This window comes from Sphingomicrobium sp. XHP0239 (assembly GCF_039555325.1).
Classification (GTDB): Bacteria; Pseudomonadota; Alphaproteobacteria; order Sphingomonadales; family Sphingomonadaceae; genus Sphingomicrobium; species Sphingomicrobium maritimum.
In genome coordinates this window covers 1,991,762-2,016,058 of sequence record NZ_CP154608.1, presented here as the reverse complement: position 1 = coordinate 2,016,058, position 24,297 = coordinate 1,991,762, and the positions used below count along the sequence as shown (strand labels likewise).

At 65.8% G+C, this 24,297-nt stretch carries 18 protein-coding genes; 6 read left to right on the top strand and 12 right to left on the bottom strand.

Annotated elements, in window-relative coordinates; genetic code table 11:
* Window positions 1-55 precede the first annotated feature (55 nt).
* The 8 genes from gloB to WJT74_RS10110 are packed head-to-tail and all read right to left on the bottom strand — an operon-like array spanning window position 56 to window position 4,534.
* Complete coding sequence (gene gloB, locus WJT74_RS10145) at window positions 56-814, bottom strand: hydroxyacylglutathione hydrolase (protein WP_343344406.1); 759 nt, start codon at window positions 812-814, stop codon at window positions 56-58.
* On the bottom strand, window positions 808-1,230 hold the full coding sequence (locus tag WJT74_RS10140; protein ID WP_343344404.1) for a VOC family protein: 423 nt from the start codon (window positions 1,228-1,230) through the stop codon (window positions 808-810). Before WJT74_RS10140 ends, gloB begins: the two co-directional genes overlap by 7 nt.
* A complete protein-coding gene (locus WJT74_RS10135; protein WP_343344402.1) occupies window positions 1,227-1,895 on the bottom strand; it encodes a tetratricopeptide repeat protein in 669 nt (222 codons plus the stop codon). The genes WJT74_RS10140 and WJT74_RS10135 overlap by 4 nt, the downstream gene beginning before the upstream one ends.
* Complete coding sequence (locus WJT74_RS10130) at window positions 1,892-2,650, bottom strand: alpha/beta fold hydrolase (protein ID WP_343344399.1); 759 nt, start codon at window positions 2,648-2,650, stop codon at window positions 1,892-1,894. The genes WJT74_RS10135 and WJT74_RS10130 overlap by 4 nt, the downstream gene beginning before the upstream one ends.
* A 33-nt stretch (window positions 2,651-2,683) precedes the next feature.
* Window positions 2,684-3,547: an alpha/beta fold hydrolase gene (locus tag WJT74_RS10125; protein WP_343344397.1), complete on the bottom strand. Its 864-nt coding sequence runs from the start codon at window positions 3,545-3,547 to the stop codon at window positions 2,684-2,686.
* 5 nt (window positions 3,548-3,552) lie between these two features.
* The gene (locus WJT74_RS10120; protein ID WP_343344395.1) at window positions 3,553-3,747 is read right to left on the bottom strand and encodes a helix-turn-helix transcriptional regulator; all 195 of its coding nucleotides are present in this window, start codon (window positions 3,745-3,747) and stop codon (window positions 3,553-3,555) included.
* Complete coding sequence (locus WJT74_RS10115) at window positions 3,744-4,361, bottom strand: hypothetical protein (protein ID WP_343344392.1); 618 nt, start codon at window positions 4,359-4,361, stop codon at window positions 3,744-3,746. Before WJT74_RS10115 ends, WJT74_RS10120 begins: the two co-directional genes overlap by 4 nt.
* Window positions 4,358-4,534 carry a hypothetical protein gene (locus WJT74_RS10110; protein WP_343344390.1) on the bottom strand — a complete coding sequence of 59 codons (177 nt, stop codon included), beginning with the start codon at window positions 4,532-4,534 and terminating at the stop codon, window positions 4,358-4,360. The genes WJT74_RS10115 and WJT74_RS10110 overlap by 4 nt, the downstream gene beginning before the upstream one ends.
* 140 nt (window positions 4,535-4,674) lie before the next feature.
* Here WJT74_RS10110 and thrS point away from each other — a divergent pair, with 140 nt between their 5' ends.
* From thrS to WJT74_RS10090, 4 genes are all read left to right on the top strand, one after another.
* Window positions 4,675-6,705 (top strand): threonine--tRNA ligase, encoded by a 2,031-nt coding sequence (thrS, locus tag WJT74_RS10105; RefSeq protein ID WP_343344388.1) that lies wholly within the window; start codon window positions 4,675-4,677, stop codon window positions 6,703-6,705.
* Window positions 6,706-6,836: 131 nt separating this feature from the next.
* Window positions 6,837-9,032: a methyl-accepting chemotaxis protein gene (locus WJT74_RS10100; RefSeq protein WP_343344386.1), complete on the top strand. Its 2,196-nt coding sequence runs from the start codon at window positions 6,837-6,839 to the stop codon at window positions 9,030-9,032.
* Window positions 9,033-9,142: 110 nt separating this feature from the next.
* Window positions 9,143-9,661, top strand: a complete 519-nt coding sequence (infC, locus tag WJT74_RS10095) for a translation initiation factor IF-3 (RefSeq protein ID WP_343344384.1) — start codon at window positions 9,143-9,145, stop codon at window positions 9,659-9,661.
* 203 nt (window positions 9,662-9,864) lie between these two features.
* The gene (locus tag WJT74_RS10090; RefSeq protein WP_343344381.1) at window positions 9,865-12,978 is read left to right on the top strand and encodes a TonB-dependent receptor; all 3,114 of its coding nucleotides are present in this window, start codon (window positions 9,865-9,867) and stop codon (window positions 12,976-12,978) included.
* 70 nt (window positions 12,979-13,048) lie between these two features.
* On the opposite strand, the gene WJT74_RS10085 is transcribed toward WJT74_RS10090, so the two are convergent.
* Together WJT74_RS10085 and mutS are read right to left on the bottom strand one after the other, a co-directional pair.
* Window positions 13,049-15,796 (bottom strand): [protein-PII] uridylyltransferase, encoded by a 2,748-nt coding sequence (locus tag WJT74_RS10085; protein WP_343344379.1) that lies wholly within the window; start codon window positions 15,794-15,796, stop codon window positions 13,049-13,051.
* Window positions 15,793-18,396: a DNA mismatch repair protein MutS gene (mutS, locus tag WJT74_RS10080; protein WP_343344377.1), complete on the bottom strand. Its 2,604-nt coding sequence runs from the start codon at window positions 18,394-18,396 to the stop codon at window positions 15,793-15,795. The genes WJT74_RS10085 and mutS overlap by 4 nt, the downstream gene beginning before the upstream one ends.
* 102 nt (window positions 18,397-18,498) lie before the next feature.
* Here mutS and WJT74_RS10075 point away from each other — a divergent pair, with 102 nt between their 5' ends.
* Complete coding sequence (locus WJT74_RS10075; protein WP_343344375.1) at window positions 18,499-20,808, top strand: NADP-dependent malic enzyme; 2,310 nt, start codon at window positions 18,499-18,501, stop codon at window positions 20,806-20,808.
* 138 nt (window positions 20,809-20,946) lie between these two features.
* Here WJT74_RS10075 and WJT74_RS10070 read toward each other — a convergent pair whose 3' ends face one another.
* Window positions 20,947-23,058 carry a RelA/SpoT family protein gene (locus tag WJT74_RS10070; RefSeq protein WP_343344373.1) on the bottom strand — a complete coding sequence of 704 codons (2,112 nt, stop codon included), beginning with the start codon at window positions 23,056-23,058 and terminating at the stop codon, window positions 20,947-20,949.
* 253 nt (window positions 23,059-23,311) lie between these two features.
* Here WJT74_RS10070 and WJT74_RS10065 point away from each other — a divergent pair, with 253 nt between their 5' ends.
* A complete protein-coding gene (locus WJT74_RS10065) occupies window positions 23,312-23,809 on the top strand; it encodes a winged helix-turn-helix transcriptional regulator (protein ID WP_343344370.1) in 498 nt (165 codons plus the stop codon).
* 71 nt (window positions 23,810-23,880) lie between these two features.
* On the opposite strand, the gene rpoZ is transcribed toward WJT74_RS10065, so the two are convergent.
* Window positions 23,881-24,216 (bottom strand): DNA-directed RNA polymerase subunit omega, encoded by a 336-nt coding sequence (gene rpoZ / locus WJT74_RS10060; RefSeq protein WP_343344367.1) that lies wholly within the window; start codon window positions 24,214-24,216, stop codon window positions 23,881-23,883.
* Window positions 24,217-24,297: the final 81 nt, after the last annotated feature.

Here is a 24,297-nt window from a genome sequence, read left to right as displayed (position 1 = left end):
CCTCTTGATGGCCCTTGATTGGTCACTGTTGATGGCCCTTGATTGGTCACTGTCCCTAGAAACGATCCTTGGCCGCCCGAAGTTTCCCCAGCGTGAACGGGTCGGGCGCGCGCAGGAAGACATTGGTGGCCTTTTCGTCCTTCACGGTGGTGGGGACGGTGCGTCTATCCTCCGCGCGCATCGTCTCGACCCTGGCCTGTCGTTCCCGAATCGCGTCGTTGTCGGGGTCGGCGGTGAGCGCGAAGCGACCGTTCGCCTCGGTATATTCGTGCGCGCAATAGAGCAGCGTGTCGTCCGGCAGATCGCCGAAGCGCTGGAGCGACCGGTGCATCTGTTCGGGTGTTCCCTCGAACAATTTGCCGCATCCCATGGCGAACAGCGTGTCGCCGCAAAAGACGATCCCGTCATCGGGGAAATGGTATGCGATGTGGCCGAGCGTGTGGCCCGGAACGTGCCAGACGGCGGCCGTGGCGGAACCGAGTGTCGCGGTATCGCCCTCGTCCAGTTCGACATCGATCCCGGGGATCTTGTCGGCCTCGGGCGCCGGGCCGAGGATCCGTGCATCGGTCGCGTCCTTGACCGCCTGATTCCCACCGACATGATCGGGGTGCCAGTGCGTGTTGAGCACGTAGGTGATCGGCCAGCCCAGCGCGTCGGCGGCCTTGAGACAGGCCTGCCCGTCGCCCGGATCGACGACGGCGACCGTGTCGCCGATCTTCGCCAGCCAGTGATAATTGTCGGTGAAGGCCGGAACGCACGCAATCTCGAACCGTCCTGCGCGGTCGATCTCGTAGCCGTCGCGCATTTCTACCATGTGCCGTCATTCTCCATCGAGGCCCATGGTTCGCGAGGTTCGAGGGCGCCCGACTTGTTGAGCAGTTCGATCGAGACGCCATCGGGGGTTTTTACGAACGCCATGCGACCATCGCGAGGCGGGCGATTGATGGTCACGCCATGATCGCGCAGCGTTTCGCAGGTCGCGTAGATATCGTCGACGTGGAAGGCGAGGTGGCCGAAGTTGCGACCGCCCCCCAGCCCTTCGGGCTCGCCGTCCCAATTGTGGGTCAGTTCGATCTCCGCATCCTGGCCGGGAACGCCGAGAAAGACGAGCGTGAACCGGCCCGCCTCGACATCGCGGCGCCGACGTTCCTCAAGGCCCAGCAGCTTGAAGAAATCGACGGTGGCTTCCGGGTCGGCGACGCGCAGCATGGCGTGAAGATAGGCGGTCATTCGGCGTTCAATGCCGCAAGCGCCCGCGCGGCGGCAAGGGCCGCGTCGTGGCCGGGCTGCGCCTCGACCGCGGCGGAAAAGGCGGCACGTGCCCCGGTCGTATCCCCCTCGGCCAGTCTGATCTGCCCTTTCAGGAGGTGCAGTTCGGGGGCATCATCCGCCCGTTCCAGGCCTGCTTCGACCCGCTCGTTCGCGGCGGCTAGATCGCCGGCCTGCAACGCCATCGAGGCTCCGGTCCACCAGTAATAGGGGTCGGGCGCGATCAGTTCGGCGGCTCTCGCCCACTGCGTTTCCGCCTCTGCGACGCGGTCGAGCCGGAACAGTGCCTGTGCCCGGTCGATCATCGTCCACCCCGCCTGCTGCGGCCCCAACGCATTGAATGCGAGCGCGGCGGCGGCAATTTCCTGTGCACGGTCAAGCTCGCCCGCGACCGAGAGGAGCGGCGCGGCGGCGGCATAGGCGCGCGCCTTGGCACCGGGATCGGTCGCATTGTTCGCGATCGTCAGGAAATGCGCGGCGGCCGCTCCGTAGTTTCCGGTGCGGACCTCCGCCTGCGCCTTGCATTCGAGGTCGGCGGCCCGTTCGCTGTCGGCACAGACGGCCGGCGGCAGGGGCGGGGCTTCCTGTCCGGCGAGTGTCAGGGCGGCGATGAGGGAAAGGATCATTTCTGCGTCACTATCTGATCGAGGTCGTGCAGCTCGCCGAGGATCGCGCCGATCTCCCACGGCTGCGACAGGCGATGTCCGCTATCCTTGATGAGGCGAAGCTGAACGTCGGGGCTGGTCAGCCGCTGCAGCGCGGCCGCCGCGATCCGGGCGGGAACGTCGGTGTCGGCCTCGCCGTGCACGAAACGCACGGGTCCCCGATAGTCGATCGGTCGGTTCAGTAGCATGAGGTCCGCACCCGAGCGCAGAAACGCCTCGTGCGTGACCATGACGCTGTCGTCGTAGGCACTGGGCCGTTCGAGCCTGCCGTCTCGAGCGATGACCTGTTTGTCCTCCTCGGAAAAACCCCAGTCGGTGAAATCGGGAGCGGCGGCGATCCCCAAGATGGCCGCGACGCGGTCCGGACGTCGCAGCGCCGCGAGCAGCGCCAGCCAGCCCCCCATCGACGAGCCGATCAGAATGACGGGCCCCGACGCAACCGAGTCGATCATCGCCAGAACTTCGTCCAGCCAACGGTCCAGCGTTCCGTCGGCGAAATCGCCGTCCGACGCTCCCGTCCCAGAATAGTCGAACCGCAGGCAACCGCGCCCGCCTCGCGCCGCATAGGCGTCGATCGCGGTGGCTTTTCCGCCTTCCATGTCGGACGCGTAGCCGGGGAGGAAGACGTAGGTCGCGCCGATACCTTCGCGGTGGCGATAGGCGAGGCGGCGACCGTCATGGTCGAGATGCTGGATCGGGGGCTGTTCGTCGGTCATGCCCCTTCACCTAGGAAGTGCGCACGCTGTCGGCTAGTCCGCGAGAAAGTCGGCGAGCGCGCTAGCGAAGGCGTCCGGCGCATCGAACATGACGAAATGCCGGCTGTTATCGACCGGGACAAAGGTGACCCTTTCGCCCGCGGCCGAATATTGCGTCCGGTAGAGCCGCGATACCTGATCGAGCGGCGCCATCGGCTCGGAATAGGGAAAGAGCACGGTAACAGGCACCTTCAGGTCGGCCAGTCGGGGCCGCGCGTCGGTGGTGGCGAGGTCGTACACCAATTGTCCTGCGACGGTCGCATCGGCGCTGGCGGTGAAAGCGTCGACCTTGCACTGGCCCGCGAAATCGAGACTCATCGACTGGGCGTTGAAACTGGGCGTAGTGCAGTCGCCCGCTTCGGGAGTGGGTTGGGCGAGCAGATAGGCCCGCATCCGTTCCGCCAGCGGCGCCGCTTCGTCGGCATTCTGCGCACCCATCAGGATCGAGAAAAAGGGCAGCGAATCGACGATCATCACGCGGTCGACGCGATCCGGACGATCGAGTGCGAGGTTGAGGCTCGCAAACCCGCCGAGCGAGTGACCGATCAGCACGACGTCGGTAAGATCGTTGTCTTCCAGATAGGCCGCCAGTTCGTCGACGACGCCGGCGAACACCGGTCCGTCGGCATTCGGGCCTGAATCGGTGCCGCCGAATCCGTTGATCTGGACGAGGTGCAACCGGTTGTCGGCCGATAGTTGCGCGACCTGATCGTCCCACACGGTGCGCGGGCTCATCAGGCCGGGGATCAGGATGACGTCGCGGGACCCCTCGCCCACGACTTCGACCGAAAAGCGAGTCGGTTCGGCGGCGGCGGGGCTGGCGATCAGCACGAGGCAGGCGAGGAGGTAACGAAGCATCCGGATCATCCTTTCGGATCGAAAATCTGTTCGATGGGCAGGTCGAAAACCTCGGCGATGGTGAAGGCGAGCGGCAGCGAAGGGTCGTACTTGCCCGTCTCGATCGCATTGACGCTCTGACGGCTGACCCCGAGCCTGTCCGCGAGCACCTGCTGCGACCAGTCGCGCTCGGCGCGCAGGACCTTGAGGCGGTTCTTCACCGGACTTCACCCGTCGTGCCGTACGTCAGCTTGTTGACGATCGCGCCGATCCCCAGCCCGGCGAACCAGACGATCGGCCAGTAGAAGGCGGCGAGGTGCGGGACGATGCCGAAGTTCTCGAGGAACCCGTAGATCGAGGCTGCCGACAGCGCGATCGCCGTGGCGACGAGCGACTGGCGCACCATCAGCATGCGCAGGAACTCGTCGTCGAGTTCGATCATCAGGCGGGCGATCGCCCAGAAGTAAGCGGCGACCGCGAGCCCGGGCAGAAAGGCGAGGACGATGGTGCCGATCGTGACGGGGTCGCCCTCGTCGATCAGTGCCAGCGCGGCAAAGAGTGATCCCACGTACAGGAAGGTCACCATCAACATGCGGGCAAGATAGCGGGCGTTGGCGCTGCCTCCCGCAGAAGGCCGGAGCCGGGCGTTGTGAATCCCGTTCAGCCCCGCCTTGAGGATGAAGAGCAGCGGCATCAGCATGATGCCCTTGGCAAGGATCGGATCGTCGATGCCCGCGAATGTCACCAGCGCGCCCGCGCCGATCATCGCAATGACGAACGCGACGAACCAGATCCCGAACGGGCGCCGCTCTGCCGATGCCGCCTGGTCGGTCATCGGCCGCAGCGACCGCGACGCAGGTCGGGGCGGAGCGTGGCGACGGCGCCGCCGGACAGCGCGAGAATCATGGCGCCGGTCTGGGTGGTATCGAGGCCGCCTTCCTTGCCGAACCAGGCCGCGCTCAGAATGGCGGTGGCCCAACCGAGCGAATTGAGAATGTTGGTTCCCATGTCAATGTTCCTCCTCTTTGTGTAAAGTGACTTTTACATTCGGCGCGATGCCATGTCAAGCACCCTTTGCATATTGCCAAGGGTACTTGAAATGTCCTTTTGGTTGAAGCGTTTGCTGCGCTGCACTAGGAAACGGAGCCATGACCGAACTGTCGAAAATCTCCCTGCCCGATGGCAGCGTGAAGGAAATGAAGGCGGGGGCGACGCCCTATGACGTCGCCGCCGAGATCGGGCCGGGGCTCGCCAAGGCCGCGCTTGCCGCGCGTGTCGACGGCGAGGTGCGCGACCTGAAGCGCCCGTTCGAGGGCGATGCGAAGCTGGAGCTGATCACGAAGCGCGACGAGGCCGATGCGCTCGAACTGGTGCGCCACGACTTCGCGCATATTCTCGCTGAGGCGGTGCAGAACATGTACCCCGGCACGCAGATCACCTTCGGCCCCGCGACCGACGACGGCTTCTACTACGACTTCGCGCCCGCGCCGGGTCGCGGCATGTTCACCGAGGAGGATCTGCCCGCGATCGAGGAAGAGATGCGGGCGATCATCAAGGCCGACAAGCCGCTGATCCGCGAGGTCTGGGACCGCGAACGGGTGCGCCAGTTCTTCATCGACAACGGCGAGGCGTTCAAGGCCGAATGGGTGATGGAACTGCCCGAGAACGAGCCCATCACCATGTACAAGACCGGCACTGGCGAGGCCGACTGGATCGACCTGTGCCGCGGGCCGCACCTGCCGAGCACCGGCTATCTCGATCCGAAAGCCTTCAAGCTGACCCGCGTGTCGGGCGCCTACTGGCGCGGCGACCAGTCGAACCCGATGTTGAGTCGTATCTACGGCACCGCCTGGCTCGACAAGAAGCAGCTGGCCCAGCACCTCCATCGGCTCGAGGAAGCCGCCAAGCGCGATCATCGCAAGCTGGGCGCGGAAATGGACCTGTTCCACCTTCAGCAGGAAGCGCACGGCAGCGTCTTCTGGCATCCGCAGGGCTACAAGATCTGGCGCGAGCTGGAGGCCTACATGCGCCGCGCGATCGACGAGGGCGGCTATAACGAGATCAAGACGCCGCAGCTGATGGACGTCAAGCAGTGGACCCAGTCGGGCCACTGGGGGAAGTATGCCGAGAACATGTTCGCGGTCCCCGACATCGTCCCGAACGTCGAGAGTGACGAGGATGCGGCCTCGCCCGACATTGCGGACGACGCCGACTGGATGGCGATCAAGCCGATGAACTGCCCCGCGCACGTGCTGGTCTTCAAGCAGGGCATCACCAGCTACAAGGAGCTGCCGGTCCGGCTCTACGAGAACGGCTGCTGCCACCGCAACGAGCCGCACGGCGCACTCCACGGGCTGATGCGGGTGCGCCAGTTCACGCAGGACGATGCGCACATCTTCTGCACCGAGGATCAGGTGATCGAGGAGACGGCGAAATTCTGTCGCCTCGCCGACCGGATCTACAAGGACTTCGGCTACACCTATCACGTCAAGCTCGCGACCCGCCCCGAAAAGCGGTTCGGTACCGACGAAATGTGGGACAAGGCCGAACAGGAAATGCGCGACGCGGTGAAGGCCGCGGGCATGGACAATGACGACTACGGCTGGGAAGAGCTGCCGGGCGAGGGGGCCTTCTACGCGCCCAAGCTCGAATGGCATCTTACCGATGCGATCGGACGGACGTGGCAGGTCGGCACGATCCAGTCGGACCGCGTGCTGCCCGAGCGCCTCGATGCCACCTATATCGGCGAGGATGGCGAGCGGCATCGCCCCGTCATGCTCCATCGCGCGATCTTCGGATCGTACGAAAGGTTCATCGGAATGCTGATCGAGCATTATGCCGGTCGCATGCCCGTATGGCTGGCACCGACGCAGGTCGTCGTGACGACCATCGTGTCCGATGCCGACGATTTCGCGCGGGAAGCGGGCGATCGCCTGAAGGTTGCGGGCCTTCGCGTCGAGACCGATCTTCGCAACGAGAAGATCAACTACAAGGTGCGTGAGCACAGCCTTGCCAAGGTTCCCGTGATCGCGGTCGTCGGGAAGCGCGAGGCCGAGGAAGGCACCGTCGCGGTCCGTCGTCTCGGCAGTCGCGACCAGGAGGTGATCGCGCTCGACGATTTCATCGCGATGATGAAGGACGAGGCGACCCCGCCCGACCTGCGCCCCGCCGCCGAATGATCGGTCGCCACGTCGCGGGGGCGTCGGTCGATATCCTGCGAAGCGGTTAAGCATTTTTTCGTCCCTTTCCGTTAATCGGATCGCGAGGGCCGACCCACTCGGGGGCCGGCGCACGACATCGGGATTGACGAGTGACCATTTTCAACCGGGCCTTGAACGAGGCCGCCACGACTTTCTCGCGGGTGTCGCGGGGCGAATTCTCGCTGGTTCGCGCGATCATCATCACCGTCATCGTCATGACGATGATCATCGTGGTCACGGCACTGTTCAACGTCGTCGATACGGTCGCCGATCGCCGCAATGCCGCCGAAGTGCGGACGGTCAATCGCTTCACCGCCGATGTGACCGAGGCCGCCGAACGCTGGGCCGATTCCCGTGGGCGAACCTATACCGCCCTTCGCGATCCCGCGCCGATCGCGTCCGCGCGTCTCGACGACATCGTGACCGCACGGCGCGAGGGTGATCGCGCGATGGACCGCGCCCTAGATGGCTTCGAGCCCCGCGATGCGCAGGAACGCGCGCTCCATGCGAGGTTTCTCGAAGCGAAGGCGGATTTCGACGCGTTGGCGGAACGCACTACGCAGCAGGCGCGCTTGTCCGGCCCGGAGCGTGATCCCGCGATTGCCGAGGCCTTTTCCGAGGTCGCATCGCGGCGGATCATGACGGCGCAGGCGCTTCGTTTCGCGACGACCGCTGACGTCGAGACCACCGGCCATATCGCCAACCTGCTGACGCTCCGGAACCTGGCGTGGGAAATGAGCGAATATGCCGGCCGCGAACGCGCGCTGGTCGGGGGGCTGATCGCAGCGGGCGATCCTGTCGGACCCGCCGATCGCGCGGCCATCATCGAAGACCGCGGCCGTGTCCTGGCCGCGCGCGAACTGATCGCGATGATCAACGCCACCGATACGCGCGACCCGCGTCTACGCGAGGCAATCCAACGCGCCGAGGAAGGGTTCTTTCGCGACTACGACCGACTTCGCAGTTCGGTCTATGCGGCCAGCGATGCCGGACGGCCCTATCCGGTCGACGCCTACGAATGGTACGACGCGTCCAGCGCGGCGATCGACGATCTCTTGGCGATCACCCGCGCCTCGGACGACCTCACTACCGAATATGTTGAAGCGCGTCATTCGGCCGCGGGCTGGTCGATGCTCGTCCAAATCCTCTTGCTGCTTGTCGGTCTTGCCGCGGTGGCGGGGCTGATCTGGGTCACCCTTCGGCATGTCCAGCGACCGATGGGCGAACTGACGGGCGCCGCACGGCGCATGAGCGAAGGCGATTTCGACGTCCGTCTTCCGACGGATGCCCGCTCGCTCGAAGTCGCGCAGATCGCGCAACTCCTGTCACGCTTCGGCGAGACGGTGGCGGAGCGCGAACGGTTCGAGCGCGAGAAGATCGCCGCCGAAAACCGTGATCGCGAAGCGCGCGAGGCGGCTCTGCGCGCCGATCGAAAGATGGTGGAGGAGCGCGAGGAACGGGCACGTCATCTGGCGAACACGGGCAACGAATTCACGCGGCGCATGCACGAGACCGTGTCGGCCCTCGCGGCGGCTGCGGACCAGCTGTCGGCAACCGCGGATCTGATGCTCGACCAGCTCGGCAACACCACCAAGGAGCTGTCGGCGGTCGCCAACGATACGGGCACGGCATCGCGGCACGTGCGCGAGGCAGCCGCGGCAGCCGATCAGATCCGTCTCGCCATCGACGACATCGCCCGACAGGTGGAGGATCAGCGCGGATCCGCACTCGACGCTGCCGATCGTTCGTCGTCGACCGCATCCACCGTGCAGCAGCTCTCGAGCAGCACTGCCGATGTCGGCCAGATGGTTGGTATGATCGACGATGTCGCTCGCAAAACGGGCCTGCTCGCGCTCAACGCCACGATCGAGGCGGCGCGCGCGGGGGAAGCGGGGCGGGGTTTCGCGGTGGTCGCGGGCGAGGTGAAGAGTCTGTCCGAACAGACCGCGGATGCCACCTCCAGCGCAGGATCGACCGTGGGGCAGATGAGCCAGGCCATCGATCGATCCGTTTCGGGCTTCCGCGACGTGGACGCGGCGATCCAGCGGATCAGCCAGGCGGCCGTCGCCATCGCGGCATCCGTGCGCCAGCAGTCGGATGCGACGAGCGCGCTGAGCGAAGGGGTCGAGGGCGCCGCCGGGGTCGCCGACGACGTTGCCCGCCGCGCGCGCAAAGTCGATGAAGGAGCGGGTTCGGTCCTTGCTGCCGCGACGCAGGTCAAATCCGCCTCGGGTGAGTTGGCGCAGCTCGCGGATGCGGTCCGGATCGACGTCGAACGCTTCCTCAACGACCTTCAGGCGGCCTGATCTCGACGCGAACCCTTTTTTTCCCGCACACCAGCGCCTATCTCGCATGGCACGAAGGCAAACGACTCAGAGGAGATTTCGCTATACGACCGCCCCTTCCGCGACGTGGGATGTCGCCGCCGCCGCCATCCGGCCCCCGCTACGACAATTTCATCCAGGCCCAAAAGGTACGGGTGATCGACGAGAATGGCGACAATCTGGGCGTGATGTTTACGCGCGAAGCGATGGAGCAGGCCAACGACATCGGCCTCAACCTCGTCGAAATCTCCCCCAACGCCGACCCGCCGGTCGCCAAATTCCTCGATATCGGGCGCCACAAGTATGAGGCGCAGAAGAAGGCCAACGCCAAGCGCAAGGCCCAGAAGACGCAGGAGATCAAGGAGATCAAGATGCGTCCCAATATCGACGACCACGACTATCAGGTGAAGATGAAGAAGGTCGTCCAGTTCATCGAGAACGGCGACAAGGTGAAGCTCACCATCCGCTTCCGCGGTCGCGAGATGGCGCACAACAATCTGGGCATGGCGGTTCTTCAGCGGGTCGAGGAAGACACCAACGAAATCGCCAAGGTCGAACAGCGTCCCCGGATGGAGGGCCGCCAGATGCTGATGGTGGTCGCGCCGAAGTAATCCGGCGACTTTCGCATAGGTCAGTACAGTAATTGAAACCTATCGTGCAGTGCAGCGTAAATGCTGCGCTGCACGATGTGTCTTGGAAGCCATAGCGCGGGTCAATTTCGATACGAAACCGTTGGGTTTCGCTTCCCTGCCCCTCCACGCTCCTCTAGTCCCGGTGAAGTATTTCACTCACGTGACTTCAGGAGAGACGTCGCATGCGCAAATCCCTGCTTTTGGCCTCGGTCGGCCTTTTTGCTTTCGCAGCCCCTGCCTATGCGCAGGAAACCGATACCGACGATGGCGGGACGCAACCGACCGACGGCGCCACCGCTGAAGCGGGCGCGGTCGATGATGAGACCGCCGAACTTCAGCCGGTCGAGGACACGGGCGGCATCATCATCACGGCTACGCGCCGGAACCAGGCGCTTTCCGACGTTCCGCTCGCGGTCTCGGCCGTCACGGCCGAAAGCCTCCAGAACTCGGGCGCCGACGACATTCGCCAGCTGACCCAGCTGTCGCCTTCGCTGCTCGTCTCCTCCACCTCGTCCGAAGCGGGCGCGGGCACGGCTCGTATCCGCGGCGTCGGCACGGTCGGCGACAACCCCGGCCTCGAAAGCTCGGTCGCAGTGTTCATCGACGGCGTCTACCGCAGCCGCACCGGCGTCGGCCTGACCGAACTGGGCGCGGTCGACCGGATCGAAGTGCTGCGCGGGCCGCAGGGCACCCTGTTCGGGCGCAACGCCTCGGCGGGTCTCATCTCGATCATCACCGCGCAGCCGAGCTTCGAGCCCGAAGTCTCGGGCGCGATCTCGATCGGCAACTACAATTATCGCCGCGCCGAAGCCTCGATCACTGGGCCGCTGACCAACAGCATCGCGGCGCGCCTCGACGGCGTCTACCTCGAGCGCGACGGCTTCCTCACGGACGTGATCTCGGGCCGGACGGTCAACGATCGCGACCGCTACCTCATCCGCGGGCAGCTTCTGTTCGAGCCGAGCGACGATCTGTCGGTTCGTGTCATCGGCGACTATGCCAACCGTGACGAGGAATGCTGCGACGCCACCTACCTGCCGGCCGTCAACTACGACGGTTCGTTCGGTCCCAGCACGATTCAGGGTCTCCAGCAGGCTCTCGGCGGCATCATCAACGACGACACCTTCGCCCGCGAAACGGCGATCGCGCCGGGCTTCGGCTTCCGGTCGGACGTCGAGGATTGGGGCGTGTCGGGCGAGGCGGTTCTCGATCTCGGCGGCGTGGAGCTGACCAGCATCACCGCCTATCGTTCCAACGAATATATTCGCGGCCAGAATGCCAGCTTCAACAATCTCGCGACGCTGGTGCGTCCGGGCGACGGGACGGGCTTCACCGAGTTCAAGACCTTCTCGCAGGAACTCCGCCTGCAAGGCGAAGCGGGTCCGCTCGACTGGCTCATCGGCGGCTATTACGCGCAGGAAGATCTGACGCTGCAGGACAATATCGGATACGGCCCCGATTACCTGCAGTACGCCAACTGCCTGCTCATCAACTCGGTTCTGCCGTCCGCGCTGGCGCCGACCAACGCCAGCTGTATCAACCCCAACATCATCGGCGGCGCGCAGGCGCAGCTCAATTCGGGTGTGCAGCAGCTCCAGCAGGGCATCGCGCAGATCAATGCGGGCATCGCCCAGATCGACGCGGGTATCGCCCAGGTGCAGGCCGCGCTGGCTGCCGATCCGGGCAACGTCGCGCTGCAGCAGCAGCTCGCCGCGCTCCAGGCGCAGCGCGCGGCGCTCGTCGCGCAGCGCACCGGACTGCAGCAGCAGCTTCAGGGCGTCGCCGCCAATGCGGGGCTGTTCAACGCGCTCAACGCCAACCCCGCCGCGCCGGGCTATCAGTCGATCGCGGTCGCGCTCGGTCTTCCCAACGCGGACCCGTTCAACGGGGTGCGCAGCCAGGACCGGTTCGAGCAGAGCTCGAACAACTTCGCGGTGTTCACCCACAACATCTTCTCGGTCACCGACCGGCTCGACCTGACCGTCGGCCTGCGCTTCACGTCGGAAAACAAGGATCTCGACGTCACGCTGCAGGACAATAACGCGCTCTGCGAAGCCATCTCGCAGTCGCCGCTGGCCGCGCTCGACCAGTTGCCGTGCGTTGTCCCCTCGATCGTCGGCCCGGGCCTGACCGGCTCGGACTCGCGCAACGAGGAAGAGCTCACCGGGACCGGCGTCATCAGCTACGAACTCGGCGATTCGACGCTCGTCTACGGTAGCTACTCGCGCGGCTACAAGGCGGGCGGGTTCAACCTCGACCGCTCCAGTCTTCTGCGCATCGGTGGTGACGGGGCGGTGGTCGCGAACAACGACCTGACGCTCCTTCAGTTCGAACCCGAGATCAACAGCGCGTACGAAATCGGCGCCAAGTTCGACGGACGCGGGATCGACGTGAACATCGCGGCCTTCCAGCAGGACTTCTCGGGCTTCCAGCTGAACCAGTTCAACGGGCTCTTCTACGAGGTCGAGAACATCAACAGCTGCTCGGAAGACCTGGGCGGGGCTGACGAGGATTTCGACAGCACCACCGGCGCCTGCACGGGCGACCTGGAACCGGGCGTGCGGTCGCGCGGGGTCGAGTTCGAACTGTTCGCGCAGCCGATCGATTATGTGAACTTCAATTTCGGCGGCACCTACGTCGACACGAAGTATCGCGAGGATCTCGTCGGCGGTACGGGCGGGCCGATCTCGAACAGCCTGTTCCAGCTGCCGGGTCGTCGTATCTCGAACTCGAACCAGCTGACGCTCACCGGCTCGGTCGCCTGGACCCCGCCGATCGGCGACAGCGGCTTGTCGGCGCTGTTCTACGTCGACGGTCGTCACATGAGCGAATTCAACACCGGTTCGGACCTCGATCTGCAGAAGTTGCAGCCCAGCTTCCAGGTCTTCAACGGCCGCGTCGGTCTTCGCGGGCCGGAGAATAGCTGGGCGATCGAACTGTGGGGCCGCAACCTGTTCGACGCGGAATATACGCAGGTCGCGTTCGACGCGCCGTTGCAGGGCTCGGGCAACATCCGCGCGGTCGATGCGGGCTTCATCCCCGTCTCGACCCAACTGTTCGGCGCCTTCCTCGCCGAGCCGCGGACCTACGGCCTGACGCTTCGGGGCACGCTGGGACCGCGCAGTGAGCCGCTGCCCCCGCCCCCGCCGCCGCCGCCCGCGCCGGAGCCGGCACCGCCGCCTCCCGCGACCATTACGTGCCCCGACGGGACGGTGATCCTGGCGAGCGAGGAATGCCCGCCGCCCCCGCCGCCTCCGCCCCCGCCGCCGCCGCCGCCGGAACCGGAGCGCGGTTGAGCCGAAGGGGCTTCACCAGCTGGAGAGGAAAGGGGTCTCGCCGTCATGGCGGGGCCCTTTTTCGTCAGCGTCAGGAGGATTTGGCGGGCGCGTCGGATGCCGCCGCGAGCAAGGCTTCACGGAGCGCATCGGTCACTGCGCCCGATAGCTTTCGCCCGTTGCCGTCGGTCAGGTAGAAGGTGTCGACCGCCCGCTCGCCATAGGTGGTGACGTGCGCCGAATGGACCTCCGCATCGACCGACAAAATGGCATGGGCGAGCCGCGCGAGCAGGCCCGGGCGGTCGCGTGCGTTGACCTCGACCACGGTCATGCGGGTGGAGGCGGTCTGGCTGATCATCACGCCGGGGGGCACGTCGAACGCTTCCTCGCGCGGGGTAAGGCTCTCGCGCGACGGTGGGGGCGGGACCGTATCGGCGGTCAGCGCCTCGAGGATGGCGGCGCGCAACCGCCGGCGGCGGCGCGGGTCGTCGTAGGGCTGACCCTGTGCGTCCGTGACCAGCAGATTGTCCAGCGCCTTGCCGTCGGTCGTGGTGTGCACTCGCGCGTCGATGATCGATCCGCCCCCCGCGCTCACCCCCGTGCAGATGCGCGCGAACAGACCGTGAGCGTCGGGCGCGAAGATGCTGACCCGGGTCGCGTCGACGTCGGCATCGGTACGAAGGCGAACGGACGGGGCGGCATCGCCGATGCGACTTTCCGCTTCCGCGATCTGCCGGGCGTTGGAGCGCTGCCAGTCGGTGGGCTCCGCGAGCCAGTAGCTATCGCCCAGCCGCTTGGCGTGTGCCTTCATCAGCGCCGCGGGCCATTTGAGCCGTTCGGCCAATTGCTGTTTTCGCCGTTCGACCAGTTCGGCACGACCCGCTTCCTTGTGGCCCAGCCGCAATTTCTCCTCCGCGGCCTCATAAAGTGTGCGGAGCAGCCGACGCTTCCATTCGGTCCAGGTTCCCGGCCCGACCGCCCGGATGTCGACCGCGGTGAGGATGAGCAGCATGCGCAGCCGCTCGGGACTTTTCACCTTGGCGCAGAAATCCGCGATGGTGGTGGGATCGGCAAGGTCGCGCTTGAACGCGGTGGCGCTCATCAGAAGGTGATGCCGCACGAGCCATGCGACCTGATGGGTCTCGCCCGGATCGAGCCCGAAGCGGGCCCCCAGGTCGAGCGCGATGTCCGCGCCCAGTTCGCTATGGTCGCCGCCGCGCCCCTTGGCGATGTCGTGCAACAGCACCGCGACATAGAGCGCCCGGCGCGACGCCAATTGCGGCATCAGCTTGGTAGCGAGCGGATGATCCTCCGCCAGCTCGCCGCGGTCGATCGCAGCGGTCAGGCCGATCGCGCGGATGGTATGCTCGTCGACGGTGTAGTGATGGTACATGTCGAATTGCATCTGCGCCACGACGCGACCGAAGTCGGGCACGAACCGGCCGAAGACGCCCGCTTCGTTCATCCACCGAAGCACCGTATCGGTGCGCTCGCGACCCGTAAGAACGTCGAGAAAGACGGCGTTGGCCGACGGTTCGTCGCGGATCTCGTCGACCTCGCGCGCGGCACGCGCGGCGGCGCGCATGGCGTCGGGATGGATTTCGAGACCCTCACGCTGGGCGGTGCGGAACAGCTGGAGAAGACGAATGGGTTCGTCCTCCAGCCAGTCCTGCGAAGGGACCGACAGGCGGCCCCGGTCGAGCGGGAAGCCGTCGATCACCTTTTCGCGGCGGAACACGTCGATCAGCGCGAACCGGCGGCCCTTCTGCGCAAGCTGCTCGTCCAACTGGGCGAGGAAGACGCCCGTGAGATCGCCGACCGTCTTGGCGTTGAGGAAATAGAATTGCATGAACCGCTCGACCGCCGCCTTTCCGGGCCGGTCGGCATAGTTCATCGCCTCGGCGATCTCCTTCTGATGATCGAAGCCGAGCCGATCTTCCGCCCGTCCGGCGGCGAGGTGGAGATGGCAGCGGACCGACCACAGGAAGCGCTCGGCGCGCTCGAACTGGCGGAACTCGCGTTCGTCGAACAGACCCTTCGCGACGAGGTCGGCGGGGGCATCGACGCCGTGGACGTACTTCCCGATCCAATAGAGCGTGTGTAGATCGCGCAGACCGCCCTTGCCGTCCTTCACGTTCGGTTCGACGAGATAGCGGCTGTCGCCCATCCGTTCGTGGCGCGCGTCGCGTTCGGCGAGCTTGGCGGCGACGAAATCCTTGGGCGAGCCGCCGCGCACCTCGGCGTCGAACCCTGCCTTCATCGCTTCGAACAAGGGCCGGTCACCCCAGATGTAGCGAGCTTCGAGCGCCGCGGTGCGGATCGCCATGTCTTCCCCGGCGAGCCGGACCAGTTCGGCGGGCGTGCGCACGGCATGACCGACGGTGAGGCCAAGGTCCCAAAGGATGTAGAGCAGTCCCTCGACCGACTGTTCGACCCAAGCGCTGCGGGTTTCGGGAACGAGCAGCATCAGATCGAGATCGCTGTGCGGAGCGACCTCGCCGCGGCCCGTGCCGCCGATGCCGACGAGCGACCAGCGTTCCGCGGTCGAAGGGTTGGGGTTGGGAAACAGGCGGCGGACGACGAAATCGTGTGCGAGGCGGATGATCTGGTCCGCGAGAAAGGCATAAGCGGCGGCGTGAACGCGACCGCGATTCGGCTCGGCCGCCACGCGGCGTGCCAGTTCGGCACGTCCGTCGGTCAGCGCGGACTTGAGCAGGTCGAGCGCGGCATCGCGGCCATCCTCTCCATAACCCAGCGCCATCAGCCGGTCGGACAGCGCGCGTCGATCGACGATCGTCCGCCGGTCGCCGACGAGGTCTGCACGCAGGGGGACGTTCATCGCCCGTCCTCCAGTGCCTTGAGCCGATAGAGCGCCTCCAGCGCCTCGCGCGGGTTCAGGGCGTCGGGGTCGATGGCGGATAGCGCCTCGACCAGCGGATCGGTGCTTTCCTCCTCGGCAGCGGCGGCGGCGAACAGCGGCAGGCTGTCGAGCCCCGCTGCGATGCCGCCCGTCTCGCTGCGACCCGCTTCGAGGCGATCGAGGATGCTCTTGGCGCGTTTGAGGAGCTTGGGAGGGAGGCCCGCCAACCGGGCGACGGCGATGCCGTAGCTCTTATCCGCGGGGCCCTCGGCGACTTCGTGCAGAAGGACGAGGTCGCCCTTCCATTCGCGCGCGCGAACATGATGCAGCGACAGGCAATCCAGTCGCGCGGCGAGGCGGGTGAGCTCGTGATAGTGGGTCGCGAACAGGGTGCGAGCGCGCACCTCGTCGTGCATCGCCTCGGTTACCGCCCAGGCGAGCGCGAGCCCGTCGTAGGTCGAGGTCCCGCGTCCGATCTCGTCGAGGATGACGAGGCTTTGCCGCGTCGCCTGCGCGAGAATGGCGGCGGTCTCGACCATCTCGACCATGAAGGTCGAACGGCCGCGCGCGAGATTGTCCGACGCGCCGACGCGGCTGAATAGACGGTCGACGAGACCGATCTTCGCCCGGGACGCGGGAACGTAGCCGCCCGACTGGGCGAGCAGGGCGATCAGCGCGGTCTGGCGCAGGAAGGTCGATTTGCCGCCCATATTGGGGCCGGTGATCAGCCAGAGCCGATCGTGCGGACCGAGTGCGATGTCGTTCGCGATGAAGCGTTCGCCGGACCGGGCGAGCGCCGCTTCGACGACGGGATGGCGGCCGCCGTCGATCTCGAGGCAAGGTTGTTCGACGAGGCTGGGAAGGCACCAGCCGCCCTCGATGGCGCGTTCGGCCTGCCCGGCCGCGACATCGATCCGGGCGAGTGCGTCGGCGGCGCGGGCGAGCGCCGGAGCGGCGTCCACTGCAGCTGCGACCAGAGTGGCGAGATGTTCGGCTTCGAGCGCCAGCGCGCGGTCTCCCGCTTCGCCCAATGCGGTGGCGCGCTCGTGCAGTTCGGGGCTGTTGAAGCGCACCGCATTGGCCATCGTCTGGCGATGGGTGAAGCCGCTGTTGTCGGCCATGAGCGGCGCGGCGGCCTTGGCGGGGACCTCGATATGATAGCCGAGCACGTTGTTGTGCTTGATCTTGAGGCTGCCGATCCCGGTCGCCTCGCGATACTCGGCTTCGAGCGCCGCGATCGCTTGCCGTCCGCCCTTCGCCATGGCGCGGAAGTCGTCGAGCGTCTCGTCGAAGTCCGCCGCGATGTATCCGCCCTTCGCGACGTCGATCGGCGGGCTTTCGACCAGCGCGCGGCCGAGCAGATCGATCAACGCGTCGTGCCCCGTGAGTCGCGGCAGCAGATGATCGAGGAGATCGGGACGAGGATCGTCTGCGGACAGGCGCTCGTGGAGCGCGCTCGCGCCGGTCAGGGCATCGCGAAGCTGGCCGAGATCGCGGGGCGAACCGCGCCCGGCGACGAGACGTCCGAGCGCACGGGCGAGGTCGGGCAGGGCCTTGAGCGCGCTGCGGATCTCCTCGCGACGAAGCTGATCGTCGGCGAAATGCTGCACCAGCGCGAGGCGGGCGCGGATCGGGTCGAGGGTGGCGAGCGGCGCGGCGATGTCGGCGGCGAGCTGGCGGCGACCCCCGGCGGTGACGCATCGGTCGATGGCCGTGAGCAGGCTGGTGGCGGGGCTGCCGTCCGCGCCGCGCAGCAATTCGAGGCTGTCCCGGGTCGCGGGGTCGATCGCCATCAGGCTCGATCGATCGATGCGGCGCGGCGCGTCGAGGTGCGCGGTCGCCTCCTTCTGTGTCGCGTCGAGATAGGAGAGCAGGCCACCGGCCGCGGCGCACTCGGCGCGGGTCGGATTGCCGAACCCGGCCAGATCGGCGACCCCGAACCGCTCTTTGAGCGCGCGTTCACCGCCCGCGCTGTCGAACCCGCCCGCGCCGGGTGTCGTGGCAAGGCCCGGTATGCGGTCCTCGGCGATCACTTCGGCGGCGTCGAGCCGCGCGAGTTCGGCGGGGAGACCGCCCGTATCGCAAGCGATGAGTTCGAACCGACCCGTGGAAATGTCGGCGGCGGCGATGGCATAATCGTCGCCCGCGCGTCCGACGGCGGCGAGCCAGTTGGCAGCCTTGGCGTCGAGCAATGTCTCCTCGGTCAGCGTACCGGGAGTGACGACCCGCACAATGCCGCGTGCGACGAGCGCTTTCGATCCGCGCGCCTTTCGGGCCTCGGCGGGACTTTCGGTCTGTTCGGCGATGGCGACGCGATGGCCCGCCTTGATCAGCCGCGCGAGATAATTTTCCGCCGCATGGACGGGGACGCCGCACATCGGGACGGGCCGACCCCGATCTTCGCCCCGTTTGGTCAGCGCGATGTCGAGGCAGGCCGCGGCGACCTTGGCGTCGTCGAAGAACAATTCGAAGAAGTCTCCCATGCGGAAGAACAGCAGCGCGTCCCCGGCCTCGGCCTTGAGGTCGTGGAACTGCTGCATCACCGGGGTGCTGGAGGGGGCGGAATCGTCGCGGGCCATGATCGGATGCCATGCTAGCGGCTTCGCACCGCCCGCGCCATGAATCAGCGTGACTTGGAGCGAAGCGCGCCGCTATGCGCTCAATCCACAGGAGAGACAGATATGAGCGAAGCGAACGTCAAGTTCTCGCGCGAGGAAGCGATCGATTTCCACGCGCGCGGGCGCCCCGGCAAACTCGAGATCACGCCATCCAAGCCGATGGCGACCCAGCGCGACCTCGCGCTTGCCTATTCGCCGGGTGTCGCGGTTCCCGTGGAGGAAATCGCAGCGGACCCCGGCAAGGCCTACGAACTGACGGCCAAGGGCAATCTCGTCGCGGTCATCTCGAACGGGTCGGCCATTCTCGGCCTCGGCAATCTCGGAGCGCTGGCGTCCAAGCCGGTGATGGAGGGCAAGGCGGTACTGTTCAAACGTTTCGCCGACGTCGATTCGATCGACATCGAACTGGATACGCAGGACTGCGATCGCTTCATCGACGCGGTCGAACTGATGGGGCCGAGCTTTGGCGGCATCAACCTGGAAGACATCGGCGCACCCGATTGCTTCGTGATCGAACAGGCGCTGAAAGAGCGGATGAACATTCCGGTCTTCCACGACGACCAGCACGGCACCGCGATCATCACCGCGGCGGGGCTGATCAACGCCGCGCACCTGACGGGGCGGTCGATGGAGAGCCTCAAGGTCGTCATCAACGGCGCGGGCGCGGCGGCGATCGCGTGCAGCGATCTCATCCGGTCGATGGGCGTGCGGCGAGAGAATGTGCTGATGTGTGACCGCACCGGGGTCATCCACCCCGACCGCGACGACCTCGACCAGTGGAAGAGCGCGCAGGCGGTGAAGACCGACCGTCGCACGCTGGCCGAGGCGCTGGAGGGCGCGGACGTCTTCCTGGGCCTGAGTGCCGGTAACGTGCTCGACGGCGACATGATCAAGCCGATGGCGAAGGATCCGATCATCTTCGCGATGGCCAATCCCACCCCGGAAATCGCGCCCCCGGTCGCCAAGGAAGCCCGGCCCGATGCCATCATCGCGACCGGCCGCTCGGATTTTCCGAACCAGGTGAACAACGTGCTGGGTTTTCCCTTCATCTTCCGCGGTGCGCTCGACGTGCGCGCCACGGCGGTGAACGAGGAGATGAAGATCGCCGCTGCACAGGCGCTGGCCGCGCTGGCGCGCGAACCGGTGCCCGAGGAAGTGGCGGCAGCCTATGGCGGCGCGGCCAAGAGCTTCGGCCCCGACTACATCATTCCCGCTCCGTTCGATCCGCGCTTGATCGAGATCGTCCCCGCCGCGGTGGCGAAGGCGGCAATCGACAGCGGCGTGGCGCAGAAGGAAATCGCCGACTTCGATCAGTATCGGTCGGAACTGCGAGCGCGCCTCAACCCGACCGGATCGGTGATGAGCCTCGCGTTCGAGGCGGCCAAGCGCAATCCCAAGCGCGTCCTGTTCGCCGAGGGCGAGGAGGACAATGTCATCCGCGCCGCCATCGCCTTCCGCGAGGGTGGTTACGGCACGCCGGTGCTGGTGGGCCGGGAAACGACCTACGATCGCCTGCGCGAGCATGGGGTCGACGATCCCGAGAGCTTCGAAGTCCTCAACAGCCGCAATTCGCCGCTGGTCGAGAAAGCAGTCGATTTCATCTACGAGAAGCACCAGCGCAAGGGCATGCTGCGCCGCCAGATCGAACGGATGGTCAACCAGGATCGCAATACCTTCACCGCCGCGATGCTGGCACTGGGCGAAGGCGATGCGATGATCACCGGGACGACGCGACCCTTCTCGCAGAGCCTCGCGCAGGTGCGTACGGTCATCGACGAGGATCATGGCGCCGAGCCGTTCGGGATCAACATCGTCGCGACCAAGGGCCAGACGGTGCTGATCGCCGATACGAGCGTGACCGAACGACCGACCGCCGAACAGCTGGCGGCGATCGCGATCCGTTCTGCCGCCTTCTCGCGGCGGATGGGCGCCGAGCCGCGTGTCGCTTTCATCAGCTACACCACCTTCGGCAACCCGCCCGGACAGCATATCGAGCATTTGCGCGGCGCGGTGAAGGTACTCGACCGGATGACCACGGACTTCGAATATGAAGGCGAAATGGGTCCCGACGTCGCGCTCAACTACGATGCGCAGCGGGCCTATTATCCCTTTTCGCGTCTCACGGGCCCGGCCAACATCCTGATCATGCCGGGGCTGCAGTCGGCGAACCTGTCGTCGAAACTTCTCAAGGCGATCGGAGGCGAGGACGTTCTGGGCCCCTACCTGATGGGGATGAGCCTGCCCGTACAGATCGCGCCGATGACCGCGAGCTCCAGCGACCTCGTGACGCTGGCCGTTCTGGCATCGGGCGGGGCGGATGCGCTGCGCCGCAACAGCGCGGCGAGAGGCGCGGCACAGAACGTGGTGGGCTAGTCGATCGAGTCGAGGATCGCCGGAACGACGAGGATGATCAGCGTATAGAATACGACCGCCGTCAGGAGACCCGCGGCGATCATTCGCTTCACGAGGTACCAGGCGAGCCCATCTTCGCGATCGAACTTGGGCCGAATTCTAAACCCGTTCGGCCGAGCTGATCGAGTCGCTGGCGCGAAGGGCGGCGATCATGGCGTGAAGATGCGCCAGATCGTGCAATTCGGTGTCCACGTCGAAGGTGTGGAAGGCACCATCGCGGTGGACGAGGCCGAGGTTCACGATATTGGCGCTCTTCGCGCCGAAGATGCCGGCCATCTCGCCGAGAGCGCCCGCGACATTGTGGAGGATCACCCGGATGCGCGCGGTGCCGCCGTCCGACTGGTCGCCCCATGCGAGGTCCAGCCAGTCGGCATCGTCGCTGGCAAGCAACGTATCGCAGCCGATGGTATGAACGACGATCATGTCATCCTCGCGCCGGACGCCGACGATGCGGTCGCCGGGGATGGGATGGCAGCATTCGGCCAGTTCGAAGGCGACGCCGGGGGTCAGCCCCTTGATCGAGATGGCGCTGCGCTGTTCGGGCGGGCGCGAGCGCTTGTCGTCGTCCATGCCCGCGGTCGAGCCCGGGACGAGCGCCTCCATCACCGCGGCGTCGGAGATGCGCTTCTTGGCAATCGCTTCCATCAGTTCGGCCTCGTCCTCCATCCCCAACCGCTTGGCGGCACGGCGGGTGGCACCGCGGCGGGGCGCGTTGGGAAGCCGTTCGAGGATCTCGGCGAAGATCTTGGTGCCCAGTTCGATGGTCTCGTCGCGCTCCTTGAGACGGACGAAGCGGCGGATCGCGGCACGTGCCTTGCCGGTCGCGACGAAGCGCAGCCAAGACGGCTGGGGCTGCTGCGCGTCGCTGGCGAGGATTTCGACCTGGTCGCCGTTGTCGAGCAGGGTTCGTAGCGGAACGACGCGGCCGTTGACCTTCGCGCCCACCGTCTGGTCGCCGAGGTCGGTATGGACGGCGTAAGCGAAGTCGACGGGGGTCGCCCCCTTGGGCAGCTGGATCAGCTCGCCCTTCGGAGTGAAGGCGAAGATCCGGTCCTGATACATCGCCATGCGCGTATGTTCGAGAAGCTCCTCCGGCCCGTCGGCGTGCTCGAGAATCTCGACGAGATCCTCGATCCACGGCGTGCGTATGTCGGGCCCGGGGCCGATCGCCCGTTCGCCGGTCTTGTACGCCCAGTGCGCCGCAAGCCCGCGCTCGGCCAGTTCGTGCATGTCCTTGGTGCGGATCTGCACCTCGATCCGCATGTTGGAATCGTGGATGACGCTGGTGTGAAGCGACTGGTAGCCGTTGCGCTTGGGGGTGGAAATGAAGTCCTTGTATCGGCCCGGCACCATCGGCCAGCGCTGATGGATCAGCCCCAATGCGCGATAGACGTCGTCGACGTTCTCGACGATGACGCGGAAAGCCATGACGTCGGACAATTGTTCGAAACTGATGTGCCGTTCGGCCATCTTGCGCCAGATCGAATAGGGATGCTTCTCGCGCCCCGCGACCTCGGCGTCGAGGCCGTGGTCGGACAGGTGCAGCTCGAGGTTGAGCCCGATGCGGCTGATGACGTCGCCGCCCTGCTCGTTCAATTGGCGAAGGCGGCGGATGATCGACTTGTAGGCGTCGGGTTCGAGATGCTTAAAAGCGAGCGTCTGCATCTCCTTCATCATCTCGTAGAGGCCTACCCGTTCGGCGAGCGGCGCGTAGATGTCCATCGTCTCGCGCGCGATCCGGCGGCGCTTCTCCTCCTTCGGAATGTGATGGAGGGTGCGCATATTGTGAAGCCGGTCCGCCAGCTTGACGAGCAGCACGCGGATATCGCCCGACAGCGCGAGCAGGAACTTGCGCAGATTTTCGGCGGCGCGCTCGCTCTCGCTCATCGCCTCGACCTTGGACAGCTTGGTGACGCCGTCGACCAGCCGCGCGACCTCTGTCCCGAACAGATTCTCGATCTGCTCGGGCGTGGCGACGGTATCCTCGATCGTGTCGTGGAGGATCGCGGTGACGATGGTCTCGTCGTCCAGTTTCATGTCGGTAAGGATGCCCGCGACCTCGATGGGGTGCGAGAAATAGGGGTCCCCCGAGGCGCGCAACTGCGCCCCGTGCGCCTTCATGGAAAAGACATAGGCACGGTTGATCAGCGCCTCGTCGGCGTCCGGATCGTAGGAGCGAACCCGCTCGACCAGTTCATATTGTCTCAACACCCTCGATAAATGAGGGTGTTAGGGGTCTTATTGCAAGTGCGAATAAAGTCCCGGGTGGGGCGCGTTGCGGTGGGAGGCGCGGTCGACCCGGCCCGCCGATCGATTGCGGATGGAAACCGAACCGATAGGGGCGGTTCCCGCTCGCATCTGTCAATTAACCCATGACAGAGGTATGGCGATCCTTTAGCCCACAAGTCGCACGGGTTCCGTAGCGGCGACGGTTTCGCGTATTGAAGTTGTCGGGAGAAGTAGAGTGAGTGGGGTCACGCCGGACATCGAAGCCTTTAAGGCAGCGGCACTGCAATGCCCGTTGCCGCCCGCGATCGAGTTGATCGGGGAGAAATGGGCGTTTCTGATTCTTCGTAGTGCGCTGAACGGTCTGTCGCATTTCGAGCAGTTCCAGGCGGGCCTCGGCATCGCCCGCAACATCCTGTCGGATCGATTGAGCAAACTTGTCGCGGGCGACATCCTCAATCGCAAACCCGATCCCAAGGACGGACGCAAGGTGGTCTACCAGCTGACGAAGAAGGGCGAAGAGCTGCTTCCGGTGGTGGTGGCGTTGCGGCAATGGGGCGAACGGTGGGGACATGGCTGCAGCCAGATTCAGTTGGCCGATACGCGCGACGGGAATCCGGTGCGCACGGTCGCGGTCCTGTCGTCGGACGGACGCGAACTGGGTCTCTGCGATCTCATGTGGCTCGACACCAAGACGGGCGCGAGCATTCGCCGCACCGACCGGATCAAGCTCTAGGCGGCCTCGGCAACAAAAACGGCGACCCGCGCGGGCCGCCTCTCCTGTTGTTCTAACCGATCCGCAAGCGCCTAGTCGGCGGTACTCGGATTGGGACGCGGCGGGGCCGATGCCGTCAGGCGCAGCGCCTCCGCCTGGTCGTTGAGGCTCGACATTTCGTCGATCTCGTCCTCGTCGTCGACCTGCACCTTCTGGTGGCTCGACACGAGGCTTTCTTCCAGATGCTTGGGCTTGACCGTCGTTTCGGCGATCTCGCGCAGCGCGACGACCGGGTTCTTGTCGCGGTCGCGATCGACCGTCAGGTCGGCGCCGCCCGAAATCTGGCGCGCCCGCTCGGCGGCCAGCAGAACGAGGTCAAAACGGTTGTCGATCTTGTCGACGCAATCTTCGACGGTCACACGCGCCATGCGGTCGGTCCTTGTCTTGCAATTCGGGAAAATCCGTGAACGCGCGATGTAGGGATGACACACGCCCGAGTCAAATGTCGT